The sequence below is a fragment of the Lysinibacillus sp. FW301-JW8 genome, from assembly GCF_058788755.1.
This window is the reverse complement of sequence record NZ_JBYTBB010000001.1, coordinates 14,564-39,194: the sequence shown is the minus strand read 5'-3', so window position 1 is coordinate 39,194 and position 24,631 is coordinate 14,564. Positions and strand designations below refer to the sequence as shown.

Below are 24,631 nucleotides of genomic sequence, written 5' to 3'. Positions count from 1 at the left end.
AAAAGGGGAACCACGTGTGCGTAAAATTTATACAATTGAAACATTGAATTTTGAAAACGATCAGCTTCATTTTAGTTTAAACGACAATGAAGTAAATTTACAGCTAAAACCTGCTGCACAATTAATAGCAGATTCTGATGACTTTGCTTTTATTTATTTACTTGATGCAGGAGAAGATTATCATTACTTGCGTTTTCCACCGAGTAGTTGGGAGAATCTTGTACATATTTTACAAAAAAAGCAAAATCCAAAACTGCAACTAGGTGAAAAAGTGATTGAACTTATAAATTTCTACGATGAATTAGAAATGCTCGTGTATAATATTGAAGGAAATTACAATTATGGAGCAGAATTTGTCCAAGCAGTGGAGCAGCACTTTAAGACAATTCTCGCTGAATAAAAAGACAAAACGAACAGACGGTGTTGGTTTTGTTCGATACCGAATGTCGGGAGGTTTTTGCGATGGGACAATGGGAAATATTTTTAAGTCCTTACAAACAAGCAGTAGATGAATTAAAAGTGAAGTTAAAGGGTATGCGCTCACAGTTTGGTATTGTCAATGCAAATTCACCAATTGAATTTGTCACTGGACGTGTAAAGCCTTTAGCTAGTATATATGACAAAACATTAGAAAAAGGACTAGCCTTTGAGCCATCTAAACAATTAGGCGATGAGCTGGGTGATATCGCCGGCCTTCGAATCATGTGTCAATTTGTGGATGATATTTCGACAGTGACGGAACTTATACGGCAACGTAAAGATATGCGTGTAGTAGAAGAACGTGACTATATTACACATAATAAACCAAGTGGGTATCGTTCCTATCATATGATTGTTGAGTATCCTGTAGAGACGATTCAGGGGAAAAAAGTGGTTTTGGCTGAAATTCAAATACGAACACTAGCCATGAATTTCTGGGCATCTATTGAGCATTCATTAAATTATAAATATAAAGGTATGTTCCCAGAGGAAATAAAAAATCGTCTTCAAAGTGCTGCAGAGGCCGCTTTCCGTTTGGATGAGGAAATGTCATCTATCCGCAGTGAGATTCAGGAAGCACAGGCTTACTTTAGTGAATACAAGGAAGCATCAAATCCTAATTTACTATCAGAGAAGGAGCGTGACACACAATGAAATTTTCCATTCAATCACGTAGAGATGCACAATCGAACGAATTAATGGAGCTAGCCAAAACATATTTACAGGATTTTGGCCTAACTTATGATGAGGAATCACCAGAAATTGTTGTTTCTATAGGTGGGGACGGTACGTTATTACATGCCTTTCACCGCTATTCACATTTATTAGATCAAGTTGCATTTGTGGGTATCCATACAGGGCACTTAGGTTTTTATGCAGACTGGAAGCCATCTGAATTAGAAAAACTTGTTCTTTCTATTGCCAAAAAGGATTTTAATGTAGTGGAGTATCCTCTATTAGAAGTAAAAGTAGAGCATCATAATGCGGAATCTAACACGTATTTAGCATTGAATGAGGCAACAGTAAAATCACCTGATGTTACACTAGTGATGGATGTAGAGTTAAATGGTAATCAATTTGAACGTTTCCGTGGAGATGGTCTTTGTGTGTCAACGCCTTCTGGTAGTACTGCCTATAATAAAGCCCTTGGAGGAGCCATTATCCATCCAACATTAGCAGCACTTCAAATCACTGAAATTGCTTCCATTAATAATCGCGTTTTCCGTACAGTTGGTTCACCATTAATACTGCCAGCACATCATCACTGTATATTACGTCCTGTAAATGATCAAAACTTTAATATGACAGTAGATCATTTACAAGTCACACAAGGAGATGTGAAGTCAATAGCCTTTAATGTAGCAAATGAACGTGTACGCTTTGCCCGTTTCCGTCCATTCCCATTCTGGGAGCGGGTTCATGAATCCTTTGTCGCAAATGAATAAGATGGATACAAGATTTACGCTACGTTTTATTGCAGAAAGGGAAGGTCAAATACTTCGGGAGGCCTTACAAGAGTGGCGTATCTCAAAGCGAGCGCTAACAGCCATTAAATTTGATGGCGGCTTATTAACAGTCAATAATGTGGAATGCAATGTCAGACATATCCTGCACATTGGCGATCAGGTGGAGGTGAAGTTTCCACCTGAAGAGAAAAGTGAAAGTCTCACTGTTGAATATGGTAATCTTTCCATTGTTTATGAAGATGATGCTATTTTAGTACTTAATAAACCAGCATATCAAAGTACGATTCCTTCAAGGGAGCATCCTTCTAACAGCATAGCCAATCTTGTATGCGGTCACTTTCAACAACAAGGTCTAGCATCTACTGCTCATATTGTGACGCGGCTCGATCGTGACACTTCTGGTTTGCTATGCATTGCTAAACATGCTCATATTCATCACTTAACAGGACTTGCACAGCGCAGTGGAGAAATTTCCCGACAATATGAAGCAATTGTGCATGGACATGTAGGTCAGGATAGACAATCCATTATTGCGCCTATCGGACGGAAGGATACAAGCATCATTGAGCGAGAGGTACGTGAGGATGGTCAATTTGCCCATACGGATATGACTGTTTTACAGCGTTTTAGTTTTGATAATATACCTATGACTCATATAAGATTAAAGCTTCACACCGGTCGTACACATCAAATAAGGGTGCATATGGCGTATCTAGGACATCCGCTTATTGGTGATGAACTTTATGGTGGTAGTCGAGAACAGTTAAATAGACAAGCCCTGCATTGTGTTTCCTTAGCTATGCTCCACCCATTGACAGGAGAAAGTCTCCACTTTACAAGTGCATTAAAAGAAGATATGCAGCGATTAATTCATGACTCCTTGGCTTGACTAAATAATCAGTCATAGTGTCACAATATTTTCAGTGAAAGCTAATGCTAAATAATCAAGGAGATGTTCGCGCAATCGGGCATCTCCTTATCGTTTTACTGTAGCGAATAATGAACGCTGGTTGATGATACAGTGAATAATTTTTCTTAACGTTATGTTTACAGAAATTATAGCCATTGTAGGGTATAGTAAAATAAAGTTCTATATCTAAGTCAATATAGTAAGTAATATTGAAGTTTTGGCTTGAGATTAGTTTCAATTGTTATGAAATAAAAAAAGGGTTTGCAGAAAAGGTATAATACCCTCTATTATATAGAAGGTAGATTTACGACAACCTATTTATCATTAAATGCTCGGAAGGAGGGGACAAGCATGATAGAGGAAAGAAATGAAAAGGATGATGTGCAATTCGACGAAGCACATTTACGAGAAATGCTGGAAGCACATGATATTGATGCATTCCGTGAAGAGTTTTTAGAGCTTCATCCGTATGATCAGGCAACGTTTTATGAGAAGGTGGAACCTGATATAAGGAAGATCATCTATTCATTCTTGGCTCCGACTGAAATGGCTGATATTTTTGAGGCAATTGATATAGATGATGATGAATATACAGCATATTTAGCTGAGATGGAACCTTCTTATGGTGCTGAAATGCTTTCGCATATGTATGCAGATGACGCAGCGGATGTATTAAATGAATTAGATACAGAGCAACGTGAAAGCTATTTAGGCATGATGGATGAGGAAACGGCTGAAGAAATTAATGAGCTACTTAGCTATGATGAATATACAGCCGGTTCAATTATGACGACAGAGTATGTAGCAATTCCAGAAAATTCGACAGTTCGTTCAGCTATGGCCATCTTACGGAAAGAGGCGCCAGATGCAGAGACTATTTATTATATCTTTGTTGTCGATGAGGCGCATCGATTAACAGGGGTTATTTCTCTTCGTGACTTAATTATTGCAGATGAGGATACGTTAATACGTTCTATTATGAATGAACGTGTCGTGATGGTGCATGCAGGAGATGACCAAGAAGAGGTTGCTCAAATTATGAAGGATTATAATTTCTTAGCAACGCCAGTTATTGATGATAAGGGAGAATTACTGGGTATTATTACAGTCGATGATATTATTGATGTTATCGATGAAGAAGCATCAGAGGATTACTCGAAATTAGCGGGTATTTCCGATATGGATAAATTTGATACGACTTCCTTACAAGCTGCAAAGAAACGCTTGCCATGGCTTGTGATACTACTATTTTTAGGTATGCTTACAGCAAATTTAATGGGGCAATTTGAGGCAACATTAGAAAAAGTTGCGTTACTTGCTGTGTTTATTCCACTTATTTCAGGTACCTCTGGAAATAGTGGAACACAGGCTTTAGCAGTAGCGATACGAGGAATCGCAACAGGTGATGTAGAAGAACATAGCAAGCTAAAATTATTAGCACGTGAAGCAGGCACAGGCTTAATGTCTGGAGTAGTATGCGGAGTAATTGTTATTGGCATTATCTATATTTGGAAGCAAGAGCTCTTATTAGGAATGTTAGTTGGGGCAGCATTATGTGGTTCTATTTTAGTTGCAACACTTGCAGGCTCTTTTATCCCACTTCTAATGCATCGCTTAAAAATTGATCCAGCCGTTGCATCAGGTCCTTTTATTACAACATTAAATGATATTACAAGTATTTTAATTTACTTAGGTTTGGCAACAGCATTATTAAGTCAAATAGGCTAAGAACCAAATTACTTACTTTTGCATATTGTATGAAAAAAAGGGAAGTGAGTAATGTGGATCGTGAGCCACGCTTATTTATAAAATCACCATCATATTTCCTGAATATTTCCAAGGTGTTACATGAACTTGAGTTGGATGAAAGTACATCTGTATATGTAAAGGATGGCTATTTTAGTGGGCAGCCTCTTGAAGAAAAAGAAGAAGTGATCGAAGAAGTACAAATAGATCCCTATTTACTAAAGCAACTTCAGTTTTTAGAAAAGCCATTTCGACAAAAAGCGTATCAGCCATTATTAATTTGTTTAAAAGATGGCAGGAAATTAAGCGGTTCAGCATCAGAAGTACAGATTGATTCATTGAAGCTTACTTCTTTAGAATTTAAGACACAAGAGATTATATATTTTGAGGATATTGATCAAATATTTTGGCGAGGAAGAAAATTGCCAACCCTATGAAAAATTAAATAGTCAAGGGACTCTTTGTGAATATTTAGTCAAAATGAAGGTGATTTCCGTTCCAGGCTACTCGCTTTCCAGTGGGCGAGCGACGAGCCGCTTCCTGCGCTGACGCTCCGTGCAGGGTCTCGTCTGTCTCGCTATCCCACGGGAGTCGAGTAGCCTTGCACTCCAATCAGCAATAGTGTAGAACTTTAAATATTTTCTTCTCTCAAAAGAAAAGTAAAGTAAAAGCATGTTACTCACCATCATTAAATGGATAGAATATTGGTACAATTCTATATCTGTTAACCTACATTTTATGCGTAAAACTACTTTGTCACTTTACATAAAGTACTCCTCTGTTTTCGCATAGAAAAATGTTATCAAAGCTCCATTTTTGCACAATATAATGATGGCTAAGACTTCAAATTTATCACTATATATTTGTTTGAATGGCCAGAAAAAAATACTATGAGCAAAGGTTGATTAGAGTGTAGACTGAGTGACTCCTCGGGGATTCAGCGTCACAGATGAGACCCTGGAGCGAGCAATGCGAGTGAAGCGGCTCATCGGACGCCCCCAGGAAAACACTCAGTCGGAACGGAGATCAACCTCTCATTTTTGAAAAAGGGCTATACTTTTTTATTTATCACCTTGATTTCATTGACATAATAGTATTTCAACAACATGAAAAAAGTGTACAGCAGAGGATGCTGTACACTTTTTTTATGTGTAGTGTGTCAAAGGAGAAAAGATTTTAGTCACATATCCCTAAGTCAACATCAGCAATACATTGTACTGCGCAGAAGCAAGATAAATCTACAGTGATACAGCTCTCAGTAGAATTCCAATCATCTACTTTACAGATTTTTTTCATGTTGACACAGCAGCCATCGCGGCTCAATAAATCTACTGTAGTTTCGCTAGAGTCAAAGGAACATAAAGGCTCTAACACACGTAAAGTAGCACAGCACTCATCAAACATATCTTCTACACGGAAGAAGACAGATGTACAGATACATGGATCTGCTGTTGGAGAATTAAAGAATGCTTTAAATGGAGTACCATCTTTTGTAATTAACATGAATACACGTGTATCTGCGTGAGAACGTGCAGGACTTACAATGCCTCCAAGTGGTTCTAAGAAGCAGTTAGCTGTACATGGTTGACACTCTTCTCTCACCGCTTGATTTTGAATATCTAATATAGCGCGAACTACGTCACAAACGCAGCCTGCTGATTGGATTGGTCCAATAGGATTTGTTGGCTTACCACAACCCATATTGTCACCTCCTTTCCTCGTTACTACTTCTACAATATGTCCTTATGAAAAATGAACTCGGGCTTTTGTATGTATCGACAAATGAATAGTTTTTTTATGTATGGAGAAACTTTAAACAAAAGGAGGGAGAGACTTGAAGCTACTCGGATTAATGTTACCTCTATTAGTCAGTTTGTCATTATTAAGTGGTTGCGGTGAAAAAGAAAAATTCGTTATCTACGGTTCGTCAGAAAACGAAAAAGAAGTTGAATCCATTTTAAAAGAAGACTATGTGGACAAAACAACGGTTATTCAATATGACGATAGTATGCTTGTAGCAGTTCAAATTAAACCATGGGATAAGTGGAGAAAGACTAAATTAGAGAAAAAATTACAAAAGAAATTTGATAAGAAATATCCAAATAAAGAAGTTTTTGTTTCAGCTGATTATAAAATTTATTATGAAGCCAATAAAATAAAAAAGGATAAAGTTGAAAACAATATACTTAACGATAAAATCACTGAATTGATAAAACTTGCAAAGGAGGAGACATAAGTGGAAAAAGAGCAATATAAGCAGCTCGAACAAAATGTTACGCCGAAGCCCCCTATTTTAAAGAATGTTGTAAAGGCATTTTTCGTTGGTGGCCTAATTTGTACGATTGGACAAGCCGTGTCACTGTTCTACATCATTTTCTTTAATTTTACGGAAGCAACAGCAGGAAATCCAACAGTTGCTACAATGGTCTTTTTTGCCATGATTTTAACAGGCTTTGGCTTATATAAAAGAATTGGTCAATTTGCTGGTGCAGGTTCAGCTGTGCCTGTCACAGGTTTTGGTAATGCTGTTATTTCAGCAGCTATTGAGCATCGATCAGAAGGACTAGTACTTGGTGTTGGTGGAAATTTATTTAAATTAGCTGGATCTGTCGTGTTATTTGGTGTAGTATCTGCCTTTTTTGTTGCACTTATTAAATATATTTTAGTGACGATAGGAGTGGTTTCATGGTAATTATTTTTCAATCGAAGCCATCCTTAATAGCAGGTGGTGTAGTAGCAGGTCCACTTGAGAAACGAAGCATATTTAGCCAATATTTTGATGCAATTTATGATGATGAACGATGGCAAATGAAGACTAATGAACAGGGACATCGGAAAATGGTGGAGGAGGCCTGTGAATTTGCCATAAAAAAAGCAGGGGTGCATAACCCAGATATTGATTATTTAATGGGTGGTGATTTAGTCAATCAAATGACACCAACCAATTTTGCGGCTAGAGATTTAGCCATCCCCTTTATTGGCTTATTTTCTGCTTGTGCGACCTCCATTTCTTCAGTTATTGTAGCGAGTCTTTTAACAGAGGTTGGTGCAGCCAATTTATCATTAGCTGGAGCATCGAGTCAGCATAATGCTATAGAGAGGCAATTCCGTTATCCCGTTAATTATGGCTCGCAAAAGCCCCAAACCGCACAATGGACAGTAACTGCTGCTGGATATGCCATAATTGGTAAGCATCGAGAGGAGTACCCTTCGATAGAGGCTGCGACTGTCGGAAAATCTATTGATTATGGTATGGATGATCCTTTTCATATGGGTGCGGCAATGGCGCCAGCTGCCTTTCAAACGATCCAATCTCATTTAGAGCAGCGTAATCAAAAAATATACAATTATGATCTTATTTTAACGGGTGATTTAGGTCAGCTTGGCTTGAAGCTTTTAAAGGGAATGCTTGTGGATAGTGGCATAAAAAATGAAGAGCTAACGATTTTACGTGATGCAGGTGCGGAGTTTTATGGACAGGATGAAGCATTCCAATCTGGTGCAAGTGGTGCAGGCTGTTCAGCAGCTGTTTTTTTTAGTTACGTTATCCAGCAAATGCGAGCGGGTACCTATAAGCGAGTGCTTCTTGTTGCAACAGGGGCATTACTATCTCCGCTTTCATTTCAGCAAGGTGAAACAATTCCGTGTACGGCACATGCAGTTGAAATTACAATGAAATGAGGCAAAAATTATGGTAATGACATTTGTGTTTGCATTTATTGTCGGAGGTATTATTTGTGCTATCGGTCAATTAATGATGGATGTTGGTAAATTAACACCAGCTCATACATTAAGTACATTAGTTGTAGTGGGTGCCATACTAGATGGTATGGGATTGTATGAACCCATTATTGATTTTGCAGGAGCTGGAGCAACTGTGCCGATTACATCCTTTGGAAACTCATTAACACATGGTGCAATTGCAGAGGCAGAAAAACATGGGCTTGTAGGTGTATTAACGGGTATGTTTGAAGTGACAAGTTCAGGTATCAGTGCAGCTATAATCTTTGGCTTTATTGGAGCATTAATTTTTAAACCAAAAGGAAATATCGATTAGACGAATAACCCTCCCATTTCTACACCGAAAACATATTATAGGTTGTAGAAGGGAGGGTTGCTTTTATGGGATATCAAGGCTGGTGCGCTCAACCGTATGGAGGTAATGTTGGTAGCTGGAACAATAATTATTGCGGAGGCAATGACTATGGTGGCTATTGCTATGGAGGCTATAGCGGTGGCAATAGTTCAACATTTGTTCTAATTGTTGTACTTTTCATTCTTTTAATTATTGTAGGCGCTACTTTCGTAAATTAATGTGACATTAGATAAAGGGCTTTAACTTTTCTTTGGAGTAACATTTCTAAAACAAGTTAAAGCCTTCACTTGTTGCTATGACATGCATACAATAGTGAGAATTAAACTGAATTGTAATGATAGGAGGGGAAACATGAATCGCTCGTTTTTTAATTCAATTGAACAAAAAACAGGAGTATCAATGGAGGAAATCTTCGCATTAGCAAATGCTATTCAACATGCAGATTTTAAAAGCGAAAAACAAGTAAGAAAAATCGTACGACGTGTGGCTAAGGTGTCCAATAGACAAATAACTCAAGAGCTTGAGGATAAGTTAGTACAATCTATTATTCAAGATGGAGCTTCACTAGATTTAGATAAAATTACTAGAATGATGAAATAATATGAGTTTACTATTATGCAAGAAAATATGTCAAATAAGACAGCATAAGGATTGGTTAAATGAATGTTCATTTATAAATCAATCTTTTAAACAGTGTAGAGAAATAAAAAGGGTGTTACGATATGCTGCAGCATTATCGTAACACCTATTTGTTAAATCTCTTTTTCCATAGCACGATGCGGAATGTCAGCATCCATAAATTCAGGTGAAGTGACTGTGTAGCCAAGCTTCTCATAAAAAGGGATAGCATAGCTTTGGGCATGGAGCTTTAGTTTTAGCTTATTCATGGAAATGGCGTGTTTCTCCATTTCCTTCATAATTAAAGCACCCAGTTTTTTTCCACGTTGATCTTGTAAAATGCAAACACGTTCAATTTTCACAGCATCATTTTCAATACTGCGTAAACGTGCAGCACCAACAGGATTGTCGCCCTCATACATAATGAAATGCGTTGCGGTTGCATCCTCTGCATCACATTCAAGATGAAGAGGAACACCTTGTTCTTCTACAAAAACTTTTTTGCGGACTGCAAACGCATCATCATGTTCTTTCTTTGTTTCCACTATCTTTACGTTGTACAAAACTTACTCAGCTCCAGTCAATCGGAATGTTTCATAAGTTGTCCATGAGCCGTCCTCTAATTGATATAGTAGATGAATGCGGTCAATCGTATCTTTTTCATCAACGCCCGTCATACGTAATTGTCCAAAAATATCATCGTGCTCAGAGTCTGTCATTTTTTGTGCAATTGTAATATGTGGGACAAAGACATGCTTTGGTTCGCCGAATGGTACTTTTTCTTGTATAGCTTCGTTGAATGCTACTAACTGTTCAGTTGGTTCAATGCGGAAATAAATCGCATTGGTTGTTGGGAAAAACGAACTTATGCGTGATGCATGAATATTTAAAGGTGCATAATTGGCAGTAAGCTCATCTAATTGCTTTACGATGGATTGAATATCTTCTTCCGTAGCATCAAAGCTGTCTTTTAACGTCATATGCGGAGTAATTTGCGCATAATGAGGATCGTAACGTTTGCGATAAGTGTTCGCTAAATCTTGCAATTTTTTTGATGGAAATGCCACAATACCGTACTTCATAGTCCATTACCTCCCGAAAATAAACAATTATTCTAATTAAGTATAACAGATTTTTACCTTTTCGTAATTTGAATCGCCTAAGATTAATTGAAATTTTCTATCAATGCACGTCTTAAATCAGGCTTCCAGTATTTCCACGTATGATTGCCTTCAAATTCATCATAAAATGTAGAAAATCCTTTGCTAAGCATGAGATTATGCAGTTGACGATTAGGTGTTAAAAAATCTTTTACGGTTTTGTCCATCGTTACAACCTTGTCTTCTCCCTTGCCAACAATGTGATAGATAGAAATCGCCCCTGGATCTTTAAAATTCTCTACAGCCTTCAGAACATCCTCATCTACATAGGGTGATTGCATAATGACCTTACCAAAAATACTTGGGTATTTTAATGCGACCATTAAGGAAGCGGTTGCAGCCATCGAATCACCAATTACTGCACGACTCATTCCCATCTGGTAGGTTGCATATTCAGCATCTAAATATGGCACAAGCTCATGGGCTAAAAAACGCAGATAGGCTTCGTGCTGTTCTCCACTTGGAATATATTTGTAGCGTCGATCCTTAATATCCTTATAAGGAACGAATGCAATAATTAAATTTTCGATTTCATAGTCATCAATCAGCTCATCAGCAAGCTTTGTAATACCCCCAAGCTGGAAGTAATCCCGGCCGTCAGATGCAATCAAAATGTTATATTTATATAGTGGTGAATAATTAGCAGGAACATAAATATAAAGCTGTAATTCCTCCTGTAATGCTTCACTATAGAACTTTAAATCCTGTACAGTTCCCTTATCCAATGGTGACACTCCTTCTTGTGTTTGTAACAAAATTGTACCATATTACCAAAGTAAAGGTATAATAGGTTGGGCTAGACTTATACTAGCAATAAAAACGAAATGAGGGTTAGTTATGCATGATAAAAGTAGTCGAATACACTCTGATGAAGTAGCAAAGGCAGCTCAAGCTGCACTCATTCGTCGCGGTGTAACACTGGAGGATATTGCAGAGATCGTTTATGAAATGCAAAAAACCTATAATGAAGGCTTAACATTAGATCATTGCGTTCATTCTGTCGAGCGGGTTTTACGTAAGCGTGAAGTTCAACACGCTTTATTGGTAGGCATTGAATTAGATGAACTTGCTGAGAAAAAATTATTATCAGCACCATTACAGCAAATAATTGAATCTGATGAAGGATTATTTGGTGTGGATGAAACAATCGCACTCGGATCTGTTTTTACATATGGCAGCATAGCAGTAACAACTTTCGGACACCTAGACAAGCAAAAAATTGGTATTATAAAAAAACTCGATACGGATCCTGGGCATCATGTCAATACGTTTTTAGATGATTTGGTTGGTAGCATCGCAGCATCTGCCGCCTCACGTATTGCACATCGTATGCGCGATTTGGAAGAAGAGGGCGAGACATTTGCAGACATTGAACCACAGGAGCTAGGGCCAAAACCAAAATCACATAATGAGATTTAACATAGTGTTTACGAAATAGTAATGAGCCTCCTCAAATTTAATTGAAGAGGCTCTGTTTTAGTATGGTTAGAATTCTACTTTGTATGTTTATGTAAAGTGACAAAAAAAGTTGTTTAAAGAATGCGAAACATTCAATAATCGGGGCAGATTGTTTAACAAAAATGAAGCTCTTAATTACAAAATTGTTGAATAAAATGGAACCAATTTACAGATCGTTCGTATTAATAGGTAGTAGAATTATCAGAAAAATAGTTGGTTCTCATATAAAAGGGGAGGGGTATATATTGAAGAATTCTTCGAATGTAATTGAATGTCCAAAATGTGGTGGGAAGGAGTTGGGTAAAGGCAAGCATAGTGGATATGGGACAATGTACCCGGACGGTAAGATGAGTTTAGGTTCGGATATTGAATATATTATTTGCACAGAATGTGGTTTTATAATCGAAGGCTATGTAAAAAAACCAGAGAAATTTAAGGGTACACTTTTTTGAGGAAGTATTGTAAATAAAACTACATAAGGGGCTTTCCTTAATGAAGATGAAATTAATCAAGTAACGAATGCGATTTATTAAAAAATCATATTTTTAACCCCGTCCTACATTTAGAACGGGGTTTGAGCTTTTAAAACTTAAATAGCTTTATTTAATTTATTGCATGGAAAGATTACTTTGCGTCATTATAGGCTTTTAAAAACTCTTTTACTTTTTCGCTGTCAGCCTTAAGCTCTAATCCAGTGTTAACTAATGGTGAAACAGTAGATACAGCAGGTTTTTTATTGCCTTGGTAGTAGCTTATAAATTCATCCTGGTTGATGGAGTATAGTATAGCTTTACGTAAGTCCACTGAATCAGATACGGCACGGCCTGAAGTATTCATTTGTAAATATGATACAGCGTTACTGTCAGCAGTATTTAAAGTTAATTTATTATCAGATTTTACTATATCAAGCTTTGTTTCAGGTACTGTCTGAAGTACGTGGATTTCTCCATTACGAAGTGAAGATAGAGCACTATCATTATCCGCGATGAAACGAACATTGATTTTCGCAATTTTTGGTTCAAACTCACTACCAACACGGTATGCTGGGTTTTTCACAAATTGTGCTTCATAATCATTTTTCTTCACAAGAATGTAAGGTCCGCTTGCATATAAATGGTTGTTATATGTTGATGTACCCTCTGTTACTGTTGCTTGATCACCATATGCGATATCCTTATCTGGATTATAGCTAGCTACATCATAAGTATTGATACTTGTTACTTGTTTCTCAGATACAATCCCGCCAGATTGGTGTGCTAAATAATTTAACACCTGAGGGAATGGAGTCGGTGTTGTAATTTTTACAACCTGGTAAGTACCTGTTGCATTTTTTACAGCACCCTTATCTTTTGCTAATTGTGTTACAGAAGCAGGTAGGTTTTGAGAAAGTACATCTAAAATAGATTGGTCTGATCCTGATACTTTTTTATTTTGTAATTCTGCTAAATCTGAAACAATTTCTACAGATTCGATGTTTTCGTGGATACTATAAGTACGGTGATCAGGTACTGATGTTGAATCTTTTGCACGATTTAATGAGAATACAACATCTTCCCCAGACACTAATTCACCTGTATCTACTGCAGCACCATCCTTGATAGCCGCGAAGTGAATATCATCACGTAAAATAAAGTAATACTCTTGATTACCTTCAGCAGTTGCATGGTTATAGGATAGTGATCCATCTGACACAACTTCATCTGTATCCGTTAAGTTGACAAGTCGAACATACATATTTGTATTCAATGTATTGATTGAGCCGTCATTACCTTTAATCGGATCAAGTGATGTTAAAGAATCTAGTGTTTGGTGTAAAATCAATGGTTCTGTCACATTTTTAGATGCATCATTAAATTCAATGCTTTCCCAAACTTGTGCACGCGATTTAGGTAAATGAACAGTTTTTGGATTCACTAATTCAGAGTATATGCCTTGATACTTATTAGAAATATATAAAGGCGCAATATATGCCTGATCGAAAACTAATAGCTGCTCTAATTCTTTATATTTTGCGGCAGCTTCATCACCAGTTAATGTACTTGCTTCATCAATTAAAGCATCTAATTTCGAGTCAGCAACAACACTATAGTCACCACCCGTTTTAAATAAACCACGAACAGCATAATCAGGATTTCCTGTAACTGTTGTCCAGCTAGAAAGTGCTAAATCATAATTGCCCGCCTCTTTTTGGGCAGAGAATGAACCATAATCAGGCTGAATGTTGAGTTTTACATCAAAGCCATTTTTCACTAATTGATCTCGTACAATATTCATATCCTCTTCAGAAGCGGACATGCCTAATAGTTCAATTGTTGAATTGCCTTTTCCTTTTGAATCTTTATTGCCTTCTACGTCCTTTTTTGTTTGAACACAGCCGGACAGTGCTAATACTGCTATGAATAACAATATAAGTAATCTCTTCATGTAAGAACCTCCATCTTAATTTGTTTTTGGATCTAAAGCATCCCGTAATCCATCCCCTAAAAAATTAAAGGAAAGAACGAGAAGCATAATACAAAGACCTGGGAAAATCGCAACATAGGAGTGTGTTTCCAGGTACGTACTACCAACCTTTAAAATATTGCCCCATTCAGGGATATGTGGCTCAATGCCAAGCCCTAAAAAACTTAAACTACTTGTTGAAATAACAGCTCCACCAATTGTTAGAGTTGCTTTAACAATCATTGGTGCTAATGAATTAGGAACGATATGCTTAAAGATGATTGAGGCATCAGAAGCACCTAATGCTCTAGCTGATTCCACAAATTCGAAATTAGCAAGCTGCATAACATTAGCTCGCATTGTACGAGCATATGTAGGAATAGCTCCAACACTAAGAGCAATGATTAAATTAACCGTATTGGCTCCAAAAGCAGCAATAATCGCAATAGCTAATAAAATACCAGGAATCGCATATAAAATATCAAGGCTACGCATGATAATGTTGTCTGTAGCTTTGCCATAAAAACCTGAAAACGCTCCAAGCACCCCCCCAATAAGTGCGGGAATAATGGTTGAGAAAAAGCCAACAATCAACGATATTTGTGCACCGAAAATAATGCGAGAAAATAAATCTCTGCCATAATTATCAGTGCCAAGTGGGTATTCCAGTGACGGTGTTTGTAGCAAAGCACCATAGTTATTTTCCGTAGCCAAATCATAGTCAAATGTCCACGAGCTTGTGACAGATAATGAAAATATTAAAACTATGAAAAATAACCCGAAAACGGCCATTGTATTACGTAAAATCTTTTCCCAAATGTTTTGCCATTTTTCTATGGATGATGGATTTGTCTTTCGTGCCTTTTGAATAAGGCTATAACCTAGTAATGTTGCAAAAAGATTGCCAGTAAGAGTTGCAAATAACAGCAATATACCAGGCAACAGCATCCATTTTGGAGAAGATTTTGGTGTAACAAATTTGATACATAAAATTAGCATCACAATATAAAAGAGTGCAAGGCACAGGAAAAGCCCCATCGCAACTAAAAAGGTATCTGTTACATACTGCTTAAACAGGTTAAGTGCTGAAATACCGATGATGAATAGCTGTGTAATAAGTGCATACGCAGCAAAAGTATATTCAGCTGTCTTTTTCTTAGACACAAGCATAAAAGCAAATGATGCTGAGAAAATATTACCTGTAGCTACTGTTAAAAATAATGGATATCCAAGGAGACGAGTACTTTTTTTAATCTCACCTAGCTTTGCTAAATTCTGTTTGATTCGAACAGTTAGGAAACCAACATAAGCGGTGGTAATCGCATAAATTATAAAAAAGGTACATACTATTGGTCGCCAGCTTTGGTTAGAGAAATCGTAGCTATAAGCTAGAAACAATAAAGAGAACAGGAAGGAAAAGACAAATGTAAAATGAGCATTGACATATTCCTGTGTAATCTTCAAGAGTAGTTTGACATGTAAGATGTTTTTCACAGATGCTCCCCCTTTAAGACTTCTTCATTTTTGAGCGAATGCGCGGATCGAAAAAGGCATACAAAATATCAATGAAGAGGTTAACAATCGAAATTGTAATAGCGATGTATACGACCCCACCTAGAATCGCTGGGATATCAGGGATAAACTGTTTGTCAACGATATAGCTACCAATACCACTGATATTAAAAACCTTTTCTGTAACTGATGCCCCTCCTAACATGCCGCCGAAGAGAAGCCCGATTACTGTAATAATAGGAATCATGGCATTACGAATCGCATGCTTTGAAATGACTTTAAATTCATTTAAACCTTTGGCCTTTGCTGTAATAATGTAATCCTCATGTATGACCTCAAGCATGCTCGATCTAGTCATACGGGCAATAGAAGCAGTAATAGATGTACCTAAAACTATTACTGGCATAATTAGAGATAACCAGTTTTGCGGATTATATGTAGCTGGTAACCACTGTAGCTTTAGCGCGAACGTCAAAATAAAGATCAAGCCCTGCCAGAAGCTTGGAATAGATAGTCCGATTAAAGCAATGAACATAAATGTATAATCCAAATAGGAATTTGGACGAACCGCTGAAATAATGCCAACCGGAATGGCAATAGCAATTGCCATTAACAATGAAAGGACGGCAATTTCAAGTGTGACAGGAAATTTATTTGCAATACTGTGAGTAATGTCTTCTTTCCCTGCAAAGGAAGTACCTAAATCGAAAGTGAATAGACCAGATAAAGCATTCCACAGCTGAGAGAAATAAGGTTGATCTAGGCCGTGAATGCGATTAAAATTTGCAATTTGTTCAGCCGTTGCCTCGACCCCTAATAAATTTCTTGCGGGATCGAATGGAGACAAATACAAAATTGTAAAAACTAGTGTAGCCACTCCTACAATAACAATGAAGCTTTGTAGTATTCGTTCAATGATGAATTGTAGAAATGGATTCGCATATAAAAGGAGTACTACATAAAATAAAGCAGCAGGTAAAAACGTAAAAGACAGGAATTTTCTATTTTTTAGTTGTTCACTAAAAAACTGTAAATATGAGAGATCCTCTATGCCTTCCTTTAATAAATCCTGCTCAATAAATTGCTGGATTTTTGCTTGAGCTAATCTAGAAGCTGTCTCCTGTATTTGCTTTTCAGATACTGTTTCATGAAAGAATGTAGCCTTTGCTAATTCTTGTTCTGCAAATGTAGATTGCCATTTTGCCAATAAACCTTTTTCCTCGTAGTACAGCCACCGTTGTTCAAAAGCTTGTTTGTATTGTTGTGATTGTTTTCTTTTTCGATAGAAATAGTATGTAATTGGATGGACCAAAATACTTAAAAGAAAGAGCAACACATTATAGAGTTTTTGAGTTTTGAGCTTTTGATAAACCGCGAAAAAGAATACATGTTCTGTAGTTGCTGAATGATTGTTTGATATATCCATGCATTTCCTCCAAACGTAAGTTAAGTAAGGTTTAAGCAATTAAGCCTTCACTACTGATTAGTTTATGCAATATCTCGCTGACTCGTTATAGAAGTGATTGTCCTACTGACTGGATGCGGGATGACATGTTTTGTACTATATTGTATAATTCCTATCAGTATTGTAAAGTATGTATTATACTTGTACTTAAGTCAATCACAAAATTTAAAAAGGGTGGATGGAATGAGTGAAAAGTTTCTAGAAATCAATAATCTTCATGTGTCCTTTCTGACAGGAGAGACAGAATTTGAAGCAGTTAAGGGTGTTAGCTTTCATCTAAGTAAAGGTGAGACGCTTGGAATAGTAGGAGAATCAGGTAGTGGAAAAAGTGTTACAGCTCGGTCAATCATGCGTTTACTACCAACACCCCCTTCATTTTTGAAGTCAGGCAGTATTTTATTTAAAGGACAAGAAATAACCTCTTTGAGTGAAAAGCAAATGGAAGCAATTCGCGGACAAGATATTAGTATGATTTTTCAAGATCCTATGTCATCCACAAACCCAACTATTCGAATTGGGGAACAAGTAGCTGAAAGTTTAATCAAGCATCAATCAATGTCCAAAGCTGAGGCCTATAAACAAACAATTGAGCTATTAAAACTTGTAGGTATACGGGAGCCTGAAGAACGCTATAAGCAATATCCACATGAATTTTCGGGAGGGATGAGGCAACGTGTCATGATTGCTATGGCATTAGCCTGTAACCCATCTTTACTCATAGCAGATGAACCGACTACAGCACTTGATGTAACAATTCAAGCGCAAATTTTAAAATTAATGCGCAATATGCAAAAGAAAATGGGTACCTCGATTATTTTGATAACGCATGATTTAGGCGTAGTGGCCGGTATGTGTGATCGACTGATTGTCATGAAAGAGGGAGAGATTGTTGAGCAGGGAACTACAGAGGAGATTTTTGCGAATGCTCAACATCCATATACAAAAAAACTATTGAATGCTTTGCCAAAACTCCATGAGAAAAAGCAGCCAAAACCGAATGCACATATGCAAACTGGCAGCAATCAACATAAACCATTAATTGAAGTGACACATCTTTCAAAGGAATTTGAATTAGGGCGTGGTCAAACAGTAAAGGCAGTTAATGATTTATCATTTCATATTTACCCTGGAGAGACATTGGGATTAGTGGGCGAATCAGGCTCAGGCAAATCAACGACTGGACGAACGATTTTACAGCTCCATCAACCTACATATGGAGAAGTCTTATATCAAGGAATACCCATTACAAGATTAACGAAGAAACAGTTGAAGGCAATGCGTCGTCATATGCAAATTATTTTCCAAGACCCATATTCTTCGTTAAATCCTCGAAAAAAAGTCGTAGATATTATTGGAGAAGCTTTAGATATTCACAAGCTAGTCAAAACAAATGAAGAACGTCAGCAGCGTGTCGAGGAATTACTTGAACTTGTAGGCTTAAACAAAGAACATGCAATGCGTTATCCACATGAATTTTCAGGTGGTCAACGTCAACGTATTGGAATAGCAAGAGCTTTAGCAGTGGAGCCAAATTTTATCGTTTGTGATGAACCACTATCAGCACTGGATGTTTCTATACAAAAGCAAATTGTAGATTTGTTAAAGGATTTACAGCAGCGCCTGGGCTTAACATACTTATTTATTGCCCATGATTTGTCTATGGTGAAGCATATTAGTGATCGTGTAGCAGTCATGTATGGTGGTAAAATTGTCGAACTTGCAGAAAGTGAGGAGCTCTATGCAAATCCTCAACATCCTTATACACAAGCTTTATTACGCTCCATACCAATTCCTGATCCAGCAATCGAAAAGCAAAAATATGCGGAAACTGAAAATGAAGAAACACAACTAAGCTATGAGATTGAAAATAGTCAGCTTGTTGAAGTATCTCCAAATCATTGGGTTGCCATTGCAGCTACATAGCTTGAATGTAGTAGCTTGATATTTTACAATAGAAGCAATGTGAAACTTTTAATTGCTAGGGTTACGGTTTTCCTAGAGATGATTAGTGGAACTAGTTGTACTTTAGGGAGGTTCCTTAAAGTGTAATGGAAGATGAATAGTTGTGAGGGACCTATAACATGAAGATGCAGGATATAAAAACATTAATAACGAGTGGTACTATTATTCTAGCTGTTGCACTATATATGATTTTTGGTAGATCACCAGCTGAAGAAAAAGATGCAACATCGACAGATCAAAACGGCATCATTTCCATTGAACGGGTTGAAGAAAAAACAGGAAATAAACGTTTTACAGTCGACTTTATTAAAGCATATGATGGTGATACAATTCAGGCGACAATTAATGGCAAGAAGGAAAAAATTCGCTTATTGATGGTTGATACACCGGAAATGAATTACAACAAAGGTGAAGCACAGCCTTTTGCTGAAGAGGCAAGAGACTATACGATTAACTTGTTAGAAAACGCCAAAAAGATAGAAGCAGTTTACGATGTAGGACCAGAAACAGACAATTACGATCGACTGTTAGCCTATGTTTTTGTGGATGATGTGTTATTACAGGAATCGTTATTGAAGGAAGGGCTTGCGGCAGTACGTTTTATTCATAAACCAAATAATACGTTTGAGGATGAATTTAGAGATATTCAGCAAGAAGCCGAACAAGAAAAATTAAATATTTGGTCACACGATAATTACTTCCAAAAAGATGGATTCCATCCGGAAGTATTAAATTAACCATAAAAAAACATTTACTGTATATAATCAGTAGATGTTTTTTTAATTTAATTAGAAGGAATGCAGATTTTCGGATACAACGCAAAGGTATTTACTTCCATAAATAATTCCTTTACAATAAAATAAATAAACGTTTATTTATTTTATTGTGAGGGATGATAAAATGGCAAGAACAATTAACAATAAACAGAGACTAGTGAAACGAAATGCCATATTAAAAGAAGCAAAAAGGCAATTTCCAAGAGAGGGTTTTTCTAAGACTACTCTTTCTAGTATAGGGAAGGCAATAGGTATTAATCCTGCTACCATTTTGCTTTATTTTCCTAGCAAAGAGGATTTATTTGAGAATACCGTTAAAGAAGCATTTCAAGAAACCAGAAAAGGACATCTTTATTTACCAGAAGGCTTAGTACTGGCAGAACAATTAGAGCAGATGGTGAGGCATCATGTGAGACAGTATCATGAAGATCCAACAAACCTACGAATTTTACAATATCTGTTTTCCCAATCTGGAAGGTTTCCAGAACTAGAGCAAGAAGCCATTTCCATCACTTACGAGTTTGTGGAGAGAATGACTGGATTGTTGAAGGAGCGTTCTAGTTCAAATGAAACTGAACAAGAGCTTCGCGATAAAACGTGGGCTTATTTATCTTTCTTAAGTGGATTTACGATGATTATGCTTGAACCTGAAAAATATCCATTATGGGAGGGAATTGTAAAACAAGGGGTTAGACTACTTGAAGCATAGAGGAGTTAAAGAAACATGATTCATAGCGAAATCAAGAAAGTAATGATGCTCTATAGTAGCAAGTTGAATGAAATGTTTCCAAATCAAGTTCTAGGTATCTATTTATATGGCTCAACCGTTTTAGGTGCATTTCATCCTGAATGCAGTGATATTGATTTTGTTACAGTTTTTAGTCAAGAATTGTCGGGCAAAGAATTGAAAAAACTATCGCATCTTCATAAGAAGATTCGAGTTGAAAATCCATTGGTCAAAAAGTTTGAATGTGAATATTTATCCTTGGATGAGCAGAATCAATTACATTTACATAAAGCTTACCCGTTTTTTGAAGGTACAAAGTGTAAGGGAAAAAGAAGGCTTATGAAAATTGCGCTTTATCAGCTTGTTCATGACTCATATGCTGTTTACGGTCCAAATTTTTCTACTTATTACTCAAATAAAGTTTTGAATGATGATGTTATGCAGGAGATGGAATACAATCTTAACCACTATATAGCGAGTAAAGTTTCCAAAAGCTATTTGTTTTTATTCGATTCTTGGATTGAGTTCATTGTATTAACCCTATGCCGAGTGTACTATACATTGAAAACAGGAAAGATTACGTCAAAGGAACTGGCGTGTGAAGAAGTGATAAAGGACTTCGATTTAAGCTATTCTGATATTCTTCAAGAGGCACTTAGAATTAGAGGGAGAGTCCAAGACAAGTCCAAATATACAAATCGATGGGAACGAAAGAATGCAACGATCCATTTTATAAACTCTTTGAGTGAGTATTGTAATCGCGCTTTTTTATCTAGATAAATGCGGAATTAGTCCCTTAAGATGAATACTTCAAACTTAGTGGTAAAACATGAGATTTGTGATTTCACTATCTCATGTTTTTTATTTTCAAAAAAACGAGCTTGCAAAATTTATGAAATATGTATATATTGTATATAAAGTATATATACAATATTCAAAATAGGGTACAGAAGTTTTAAAAAAGGTAATGTACATTAAAATGCTTAGGGAAGGAAATTTATTTATGAAATGGATAAAACTTTTATTAATAGGATGGTCAACGTTAGTTGCAAGTCTTTTCTTAGCTTCTCTTTCTGGTGAAATTTCTGCACATTTGTTTGATGCATCAAGGGATTTGCAAAATTTTATAAAGGGTCTTTTGATGAGTGGGCTGGTCGTTCCTATTGTTTTGTATTTATATCAGCATGTCTATCGAATGACTGGCAGTAAACCCAGTACGCCCGTATATTCATGGAAAAGGCTGTATCACTTTTTTACTGGGGTTTTCTTGGCAATTGCACTGGCTTCATTGGGACTCATAATTGCTGGTTATCAAGGATGGCTAATCATTGAAGACTGGCATGCCCCTAATCAGTGGTATGGTGCGTTACTAATCAATATTATTTTTGCTTTCTTTTATGAAGCTTTGCCAGAGGAATTGGGGTTACGAGGATTGTTATATGATGTGTTACGTTATCGATTTGCCACTTGGCTTTCAGTATTATTGCAAACCTTACTATTTGTATTAGTCACTATTGCAGTTGCCTTGATTCAAGCACTTGTGGGATTAACCCCAGGAGTATCTATTAACATCGGTTATATTATTTTAATTCTATGCTTTGGATTATGTTTGCAGCTACTTCGTCTATGGACTGGGAGTCTTTGGACATCAATTGGTTTTCATCTAGCATATTTAGAAATCATGAGATTTGCCATCTCACCGCATCAATACGGTGTATCACCAATCATAACCTACGACGGTTCAATGCCTGAACTCGGTGCCTTAATTTCTGTCATTATGATGGTTATTGGGGGTATCATTGTCTCACTCGTTATACTAGGTGCTAAGCGTTTTATACGGAAAAGTACATAATTAAAACGACCCACTAATTTCATTTTTCAATGATTGGGTACGATTATGACTTAAATCAAATTAAAGAAAGTCGATTCCTTTTTATACCGGGAATCGACTCTTTTAGATTACATCTGTTTTGACGTTTTATATTATAATATGTAAAACAACTGTTCGTTATTTTACATCCTTTGACCACTCTGAAACCTTCTCTTCATTGTTTTTAATCCATTTTTTTGCCGCTTCTTTAGGATCAGTGCCTTCCATAATATCAAACATAACGCTTTCTATATCTTCTGCAGTCCAGTGGAAGTTTTTAAGAACACTATATGCGCCTGGATTATCCTCTTTCAATCCATTGCGTGCGAATGTGCCAATAAATTCTTCAGCACCGTAAATACCTTTAGGATCGTCTAAATATTTTAAATCAAAAGCATTAAAGATCCAGTGTGGGGACCAGCCAGTAATAATAATTTCCTCGTTTTTAGCTAATGCCTGACTAAGTGCTGCTGTCATGGCACCAGCTGATGAGGTAAGTACATGCCAGCCCTCAAGGTTATGATACTCCTTATAAGCATTTTCTGTTGTCACCATCATATTTGCTCCTGGCTCAATACCTGTAATTGTTCGATTAGCCTCGTTTGTTAAATCTTCAATAGAATTTACATCCATATAACTTGGGACAACTAAGCCAATCTTAGCCCCAGTTAGATTTTCTCCCAAATCGTCTAGTTTATTCTTATACTTTTCAACTTGAGGGGCATGCGTTTGTGGTAGCCATGCTGATACCATACCATCAACCTCACCATTAGCAAGAGCCTCCCACATAATGCCATTATCAAGAGGCGTTAATGTGACATCGTATCCCAAGTTCTCTAAAACTTGTCCTACTACGTGTGTAGAGGCAACTTCAGTATCCCATTCCACATAGGCTAAATTAATCGCTTCATTGTTGGAGTCATCACTAGCTGAGCCACACGCCGTTAATAGCAACATGATTCCCAAAGCCAATCCCATTTTTAATAATTTATCGAACTTCATAAAATCTCTCCTTATTATAAGTTTTATGTTTCAGATAAACTGCATGAATAGCTACTTCTATAAAAATTTTAAAATACTATAAACTAAAAATTAGCAAGTAACAACTTAAAATTAACAAAGAGTTGTTACTTTTGTCAAATCACTAAAATGGAATAAATCTCTAGATGACAAACAATCTAAACTTATTGTCCATGGATTTTTAGGAATGACAGGGAGCTGAGTGGGAATGTAATGGGAGAATATCTAATGACCCATCTTCAAATCAATGCATTTAAGGAAGCCCATAAATCAAAATTTTGCCCACATATGATAGGTGAAAATGGATACTTGGGTTTGAGGAGGCTAAGAATGCATTGGATATCCATCATTCTGATTGGAATAGCTGCTAATTTAGATAATTTAGGAATAGGTCTTGCTTATGGTGTGAAACGGGTGAAAATACCTGCTCTATCTAACGCAGTTATTGCTATTATGTCAATGATTGTCACATTTGTTGCAGTAACAGCGGGGGGAACAATCGTTGAATATATATCCCCTCATATCGCAAATTTGCTAGGAAGTCTATTGCTTTGTACGATTGGATTCTGGACATTAGTGTCCAATCGTTTCTCTCAGCAAGGGATTGCAGAACAACCTGAATTATTTGATGAGGATAAGGACCATATTATTTCATTTAGAGAAGCAATAACACTTGGTTTTATCTTATCTGCTAACTGCTTAGCGGGGGGTATTGCTATTGGCGCACACGGTATTTCAGTCATCTGGACAGTGATTTCTATTGGAACATTTTCATTCATTACAGTTGGAATCGGTAGTCATTTCGGAAATTTACTAACTAAAACTTTTATTGGAAAATACTCAGCGGCTATATCAGGCTGGTTACTCATAATGATTGGGGTTTTGGAAATTTTAGGATAGTGAAGGTTCATTTATGTAAGGGA

Annotated in this window: 28 protein-coding genes; 20 read left to right on the top strand and 8 right to left on the bottom strand. The window is 36.7% G+C overall.

Annotated features, from left to right (window positions below; genetic code table 11):
* Positions 1–16 precede the first annotated feature (16 nt).
* The 6 genes from AC3WOM_RS00205 to AC3WOM_RS00180 all read left to right on the top strand — a co-directional run bounded on the left by AC3WOM_RS00205 (position 17) and on the right by AC3WOM_RS00180 (position 5,039).
* Positions 17–400, top strand: coding sequence for a UPF0738 family protein (locus tag AC3WOM_RS00205; RefSeq protein ID WP_427538570.1), 384 nt, complete (start codon positions 17–19; stop codon positions 398–400).
* 62 nt (positions 401–462) lie between these two features.
* A complete protein-coding gene (gene yjbM / locus AC3WOM_RS00200) occupies positions 463–1,134 on the top strand; it encodes a GTP diphosphokinase (RefSeq protein WP_283870885.1) in 672 nt (223 codons plus the stop codon).
* Positions 1,131–1,925, top strand: a complete 795-nt coding sequence (locus AC3WOM_RS00195; RefSeq protein WP_427538567.1) for an NAD kinase — start codon at positions 1,131–1,133, stop codon at positions 1,923–1,925. Before yjbM ends, AC3WOM_RS00195 begins: the two co-directional genes overlap by 4 nt.
* 1 nt (position 1,926) lies before the next feature.
* Complete coding sequence (locus tag AC3WOM_RS00190) at positions 1,927–2,835, top strand: RluA family pseudouridine synthase (RefSeq protein ID WP_492444424.1); 909 nt, start codon at positions 1,927–1,929, stop codon at positions 2,833–2,835.
* Between the two features lie 372 nt (positions 2,836–3,207).
* Entirely contained in the window at positions 3,208–4,584 is a 1,377-nt protein-coding gene (gene mgtE, locus AC3WOM_RS00185) for a magnesium transporter (protein WP_427538564.1), read from the top strand.
* A 53-nt stretch (positions 4,585–4,637) separates the two neighbouring features.
* Positions 4,638–5,039, top strand: a complete 402-nt coding sequence (locus tag AC3WOM_RS00180) for a hypothetical protein (RefSeq protein ID WP_427538561.1) — start codon at positions 4,638–4,640, stop codon at positions 5,037–5,039.
* Between the two features lie 739 nt (positions 5,040–5,778).
* On the opposite strand, the gene AC3WOM_RS00175 is transcribed toward AC3WOM_RS00180, so the two are convergent.
* Positions 5,779–6,303 (bottom strand): CotY/CotZ family spore coat protein, encoded by a 525-nt coding sequence (locus tag AC3WOM_RS00175; RefSeq protein ID WP_427538558.1) that lies wholly within the window; start codon positions 6,301–6,303, stop codon positions 5,779–5,781.
* Between the two features lie 133 nt (positions 6,304–6,436).
* On the opposite strand from AC3WOM_RS00175, the gene AC3WOM_RS00170 reads away from it, so the two are divergent.
* The 6 genes from AC3WOM_RS00170 to AC3WOM_RS00145 all read left to right on the top strand — a co-directional run bounded on the left by AC3WOM_RS00170 (position 6,437) and on the right by AC3WOM_RS00145 (position 9,298).
* Positions 6,437–6,838 (top strand): YhcN/YlaJ family sporulation lipoprotein, encoded by a 402-nt coding sequence (locus AC3WOM_RS00170; RefSeq protein ID WP_492444192.1) that lies wholly within the window; start codon positions 6,437–6,439, stop codon positions 6,836–6,838.
* A complete protein-coding gene (spoVAC, locus tag AC3WOM_RS00165; protein WP_427538552.1) occupies positions 6,839–7,294 on the top strand; it encodes a stage V sporulation protein AC in 456 nt (151 codons plus the stop codon).
* Positions 7,288–8,283: a stage V sporulation protein AD gene (locus tag AC3WOM_RS00160; RefSeq protein WP_492444190.1), complete on the top strand. Its 996-nt coding sequence runs from the start codon at positions 7,288–7,290 to the stop codon at positions 8,281–8,283. Before spoVAC ends, AC3WOM_RS00160 begins: the two co-directional genes overlap by 7 nt.
* A gap of 16 nt (positions 8,284–8,299) precedes the next feature.
* Positions 8,300–8,659 (top strand): stage V sporulation protein AE, encoded by a 360-nt coding sequence (spoVAE, locus tag AC3WOM_RS00155; RefSeq protein WP_492444422.1) that lies wholly within the window; start codon positions 8,300–8,302, stop codon positions 8,657–8,659.
* Positions 8,660–8,724: 65 nt separating this feature from the next.
* Positions 8,725–8,916, top strand: coding sequence for a YjcZ family sporulation protein (locus tag AC3WOM_RS00150; RefSeq protein ID WP_427538546.1), 192 nt, complete (start codon positions 8,725–8,727; stop codon positions 8,914–8,916).
* Between the two features lie 133 nt (positions 8,917–9,049).
* The gene (locus tag AC3WOM_RS00145; RefSeq protein ID WP_283870892.1) at positions 9,050–9,298 is read left to right on the top strand and encodes a stage VI sporulation protein F; all 249 of its coding nucleotides are present in this window, start codon (positions 9,050–9,052) and stop codon (positions 9,296–9,298) included.
* Between the two features lie 152 nt (positions 9,299–9,450).
* Here the strand turns inward: AC3WOM_RS00145 and AC3WOM_RS00140 are convergent, their stop codons facing one another.
* From AC3WOM_RS00140 to AC3WOM_RS00130, 3 genes are all read right to left on the bottom strand, one after another.
* Complete coding sequence (locus AC3WOM_RS00140; protein ID WP_427538541.1) at positions 9,451–9,879, bottom strand: GNAT family N-acetyltransferase; 429 nt, start codon at positions 9,877–9,879, stop codon at positions 9,451–9,453.
* A 3-nt stretch (positions 9,880–9,882) separates the two neighbouring features.
* Positions 9,883–10,398 carry a YjcG family protein gene (locus AC3WOM_RS00135; protein ID WP_427538538.1) on the bottom strand — a complete coding sequence of 172 codons (516 nt, stop codon included), beginning with the start codon at positions 10,396–10,398 and terminating at the stop codon, positions 9,883–9,885.
* Between the two features lie 83 nt (positions 10,399–10,481).
* Positions 10,482–11,201: an alpha/beta hydrolase gene (locus AC3WOM_RS00130; protein WP_492444187.1), complete on the bottom strand. Its 720-nt coding sequence runs from the start codon at positions 11,199–11,201 to the stop codon at positions 10,482–10,484.
* A 112-nt stretch (positions 11,202–11,313) separates the two neighbouring features.
* Between AC3WOM_RS00130 and AC3WOM_RS00125 the strand changes: the two genes are divergently transcribed.
* Together AC3WOM_RS00125 and AC3WOM_RS00120 are read left to right on the top strand one after the other, a co-directional pair.
* Positions 11,314–11,895, top strand: a complete 582-nt coding sequence (locus tag AC3WOM_RS00125) for a phosphatidylglycerophosphatase A family protein (RefSeq protein WP_492444186.1) — start codon at positions 11,314–11,316, stop codon at positions 11,893–11,895.
* A 284-nt stretch (positions 11,896–12,179) separates the two neighbouring features.
* Positions 12,180–12,386: a transcription initiation factor TFIIIB gene (locus AC3WOM_RS00120; protein WP_427538529.1), complete on the top strand. Its 207-nt coding sequence runs from the start codon at positions 12,180–12,182 to the stop codon at positions 12,384–12,386.
* A 172-nt stretch (positions 12,387–12,558) separates the two neighbouring features.
* Here the strand turns inward: AC3WOM_RS00120 and AC3WOM_RS00115 are convergent, their stop codons facing one another.
* From AC3WOM_RS00115 to AC3WOM_RS00105, 3 genes are read right to left on the bottom strand one after another with little or no spacing between them, the layout of a single operon-like run.
* Complete coding sequence (locus AC3WOM_RS00115; RefSeq protein ID WP_492444184.1) at positions 12,559–14,358, bottom strand: ABC transporter substrate-binding protein; 1,800 nt, start codon at positions 14,356–14,358, stop codon at positions 12,559–12,561.
* Between the two features lie 15 nt (positions 14,359–14,373).
* Positions 14,374–15,870, bottom strand: a complete 1,497-nt coding sequence (locus AC3WOM_RS00110; RefSeq protein WP_492444183.1) for an ABC transporter permease — start codon at positions 15,868–15,870, stop codon at positions 14,374–14,376.
* Positions 15,871–15,883: 13 nt separating this feature from the next.
* Positions 15,884–17,314, bottom strand: coding sequence for an ABC transporter permease (locus tag AC3WOM_RS00105; RefSeq protein ID WP_492444181.1), 1,431 nt, complete (start codon positions 17,312–17,314; stop codon positions 15,884–15,886).
* Positions 17,315–17,536: 222 nt separating this feature from the next.
* On the opposite strand from AC3WOM_RS00105, the gene AC3WOM_RS00100 reads away from it, so the two are divergent.
* The 5 genes from AC3WOM_RS00100 (at position 17,537) to AC3WOM_RS00080 (ending at position 22,670) form a co-directional block, all read left to right on the top strand.
* Entirely contained in the window at positions 17,537–19,276 is a 1,740-nt protein-coding gene (locus tag AC3WOM_RS00100; protein ID WP_492444179.1) for an ABC transporter ATP-binding protein, read from the top strand.
* A 158-nt stretch (positions 19,277–19,434) separates the two neighbouring features.
* On the top strand, positions 19,435–20,052 hold the full coding sequence (locus AC3WOM_RS00095; RefSeq protein WP_492444178.1) for a thermonuclease family protein: 618 nt from the start codon (positions 19,435–19,437) through the stop codon (positions 20,050–20,052).
* A gap of 163 nt (positions 20,053–20,215) precedes the next feature.
* Positions 20,216–20,800, top strand: coding sequence for a TetR/AcrR family transcriptional regulator (locus tag AC3WOM_RS00090; protein ID WP_492444177.1), 585 nt, complete (start codon positions 20,216–20,218; stop codon positions 20,798–20,800).
* 15 nt (positions 20,801–20,815) lie between these two features.
* Positions 20,816–21,598 carry an aminoglycoside adenylyltransferase domain-containing protein gene (locus tag AC3WOM_RS00085; RefSeq protein WP_492444176.1) on the top strand — a complete coding sequence of 261 codons (783 nt, stop codon included), beginning with the start codon at positions 20,816–20,818 and terminating at the stop codon, positions 21,596–21,598.
* Positions 21,599–21,821: 223 nt separating this feature from the next.
* Positions 21,822–22,670: a CPBP family intramembrane glutamic endopeptidase gene (locus AC3WOM_RS00080; protein ID WP_492444174.1), complete on the top strand. Its 849-nt coding sequence runs from the start codon at positions 21,822–21,824 to the stop codon at positions 22,668–22,670.
* A gap of 156 nt (positions 22,671–22,826) precedes the next feature.
* On the opposite strand, the gene AC3WOM_RS00075 is transcribed toward AC3WOM_RS00080, so the two are convergent.
* Complete coding sequence (locus tag AC3WOM_RS00075; protein ID WP_492444173.1) at positions 22,827–23,690, bottom strand: glycine betaine ABC transporter substrate-binding protein; 864 nt, start codon at positions 23,688–23,690, stop codon at positions 22,827–22,829.
* Positions 23,691–24,038: 348 nt separating this feature from the next.
* Here AC3WOM_RS00075 and AC3WOM_RS00070 point away from each other — a divergent pair, with 348 nt between their 5' ends.
* Complete coding sequence (locus tag AC3WOM_RS00070) at positions 24,039–24,608, top strand: manganese efflux pump (RefSeq protein ID WP_492444172.1); 570 nt, start codon at positions 24,039–24,041, stop codon at positions 24,606–24,608.
* Positions 24,609–24,631: the final 23 nt, after the last annotated feature.

Excerpts from the sequence above, each read along its gene's own strand:
- AC3WOM_RS00090 (WP_492444177.1), top strand. The coding sequence starts at position 20,216 with ATGGCAAGAACAATTAACAATAAACAGAGACTAGTGAAACGAAATGCC.
- AC3WOM_RS00145 (WP_283870892.1), top strand. The coding sequence starts at position 9,050 with ATGAATCGCTCGTTTTTTAATTCAATTGAACAAAAAACAGGAGTATCA.
- AC3WOM_RS00085 (WP_492444176.1), top strand. The coding sequence starts at position 20,816 with ATGATTCATAGCGAAATCAAGAAAGTAATGATGCTCTATAGTAGCAAG.
- AC3WOM_RS00100 (WP_492444179.1), top strand. The coding sequence starts at position 17,537 with ATGAGTGAAAAGTTTCTAGAAATCAATAATCTTCATGTGTCCTTTCTG.
- AC3WOM_RS00190 (WP_492444424.1), top strand. The coding sequence starts at position 1,927 with ATGGATACAAGATTTACGCTACGTTTTATTGCAGAAAGGGAAGGTCAA.
- AC3WOM_RS00095 (WP_492444178.1), top strand. The coding sequence starts at position 19,435 with ATGAAGATGCAGGATATAAAAACATTAATAACGAGTGGTACTATTATT.
- AC3WOM_RS00175 (WP_427538558.1), bottom strand. The coding sequence starts at position 6,303 with ATGGGTTGTGGTAAGCCAACAAATCCTATTGGACCAATCCAATCAGCA.
- AC3WOM_RS00115 (WP_492444184.1), bottom strand. The coding sequence starts at position 14,358 with ATGAAGAGATTACTTATATTGTTATTCATAGCAGTATTAGCACTGTCC.
- AC3WOM_RS00150 (WP_427538546.1), top strand. The coding sequence starts at position 8,725 with ATGGGATATCAAGGCTGGTGCGCTCAACCGTATGGAGGTAATGTTGGT.
- yjbM (WP_283870885.1), top strand. The coding sequence starts at position 463 with ATGGGACAATGGGAAATATTTTTAAGTCCTTACAAACAAGCAGTAGAT.
- mgtE (WP_427538564.1), top strand. The coding sequence starts at position 3,208 with ATGATAGAGGAAAGAAATGAAAAGGATGATGTGCAATTCGACGAAGCA.
- AC3WOM_RS00080 (WP_492444174.1), top strand. The coding sequence starts at position 21,822 with ATGAAATGGATAAAACTTTTATTAATAGGATGGTCAACGTTAGTTGCA.
- AC3WOM_RS00105 (WP_492444181.1), bottom strand. The coding sequence starts at position 17,314 with ATGGATATATCAAACAATCATTCAGCAACTACAGAACATGTATTCTTT.
- AC3WOM_RS00135 (WP_427538538.1), bottom strand. The coding sequence starts at position 10,398 with ATGAAGTACGGTATTGTGGCATTTCCATCAAAAAAATTGCAAGATTTA.
- AC3WOM_RS00070 (WP_492444172.1), top strand. The coding sequence starts at position 24,039 with ATGCATTGGATATCCATCATTCTGATTGGAATAGCTGCTAATTTAGAT.
- AC3WOM_RS00125 (WP_492444186.1), top strand. The coding sequence starts at position 11,314 with ATGCATGATAAAAGTAGTCGAATACACTCTGATGAAGTAGCAAAGGCA.
- AC3WOM_RS00160 (WP_492444190.1), top strand. The coding sequence starts at position 7,288 with ATGGTAATTATTTTTCAATCGAAGCCATCCTTAATAGCAGGTGGTGTA.
- spoVAE (WP_492444422.1), top strand. The coding sequence starts at position 8,300 with ATGACATTTGTGTTTGCATTTATTGTCGGAGGTATTATTTGTGCTATC.
- AC3WOM_RS00075 (WP_492444173.1), bottom strand. The coding sequence starts at position 23,690 with ATGAAGTTCGATAAATTATTAAAAATGGGATTGGCTTTGGGAATCATG.
- AC3WOM_RS00195 (WP_427538567.1), top strand. The coding sequence starts at position 1,131 with ATGAAATTTTCCATTCAATCACGTAGAGATGCACAATCGAACGAATTA.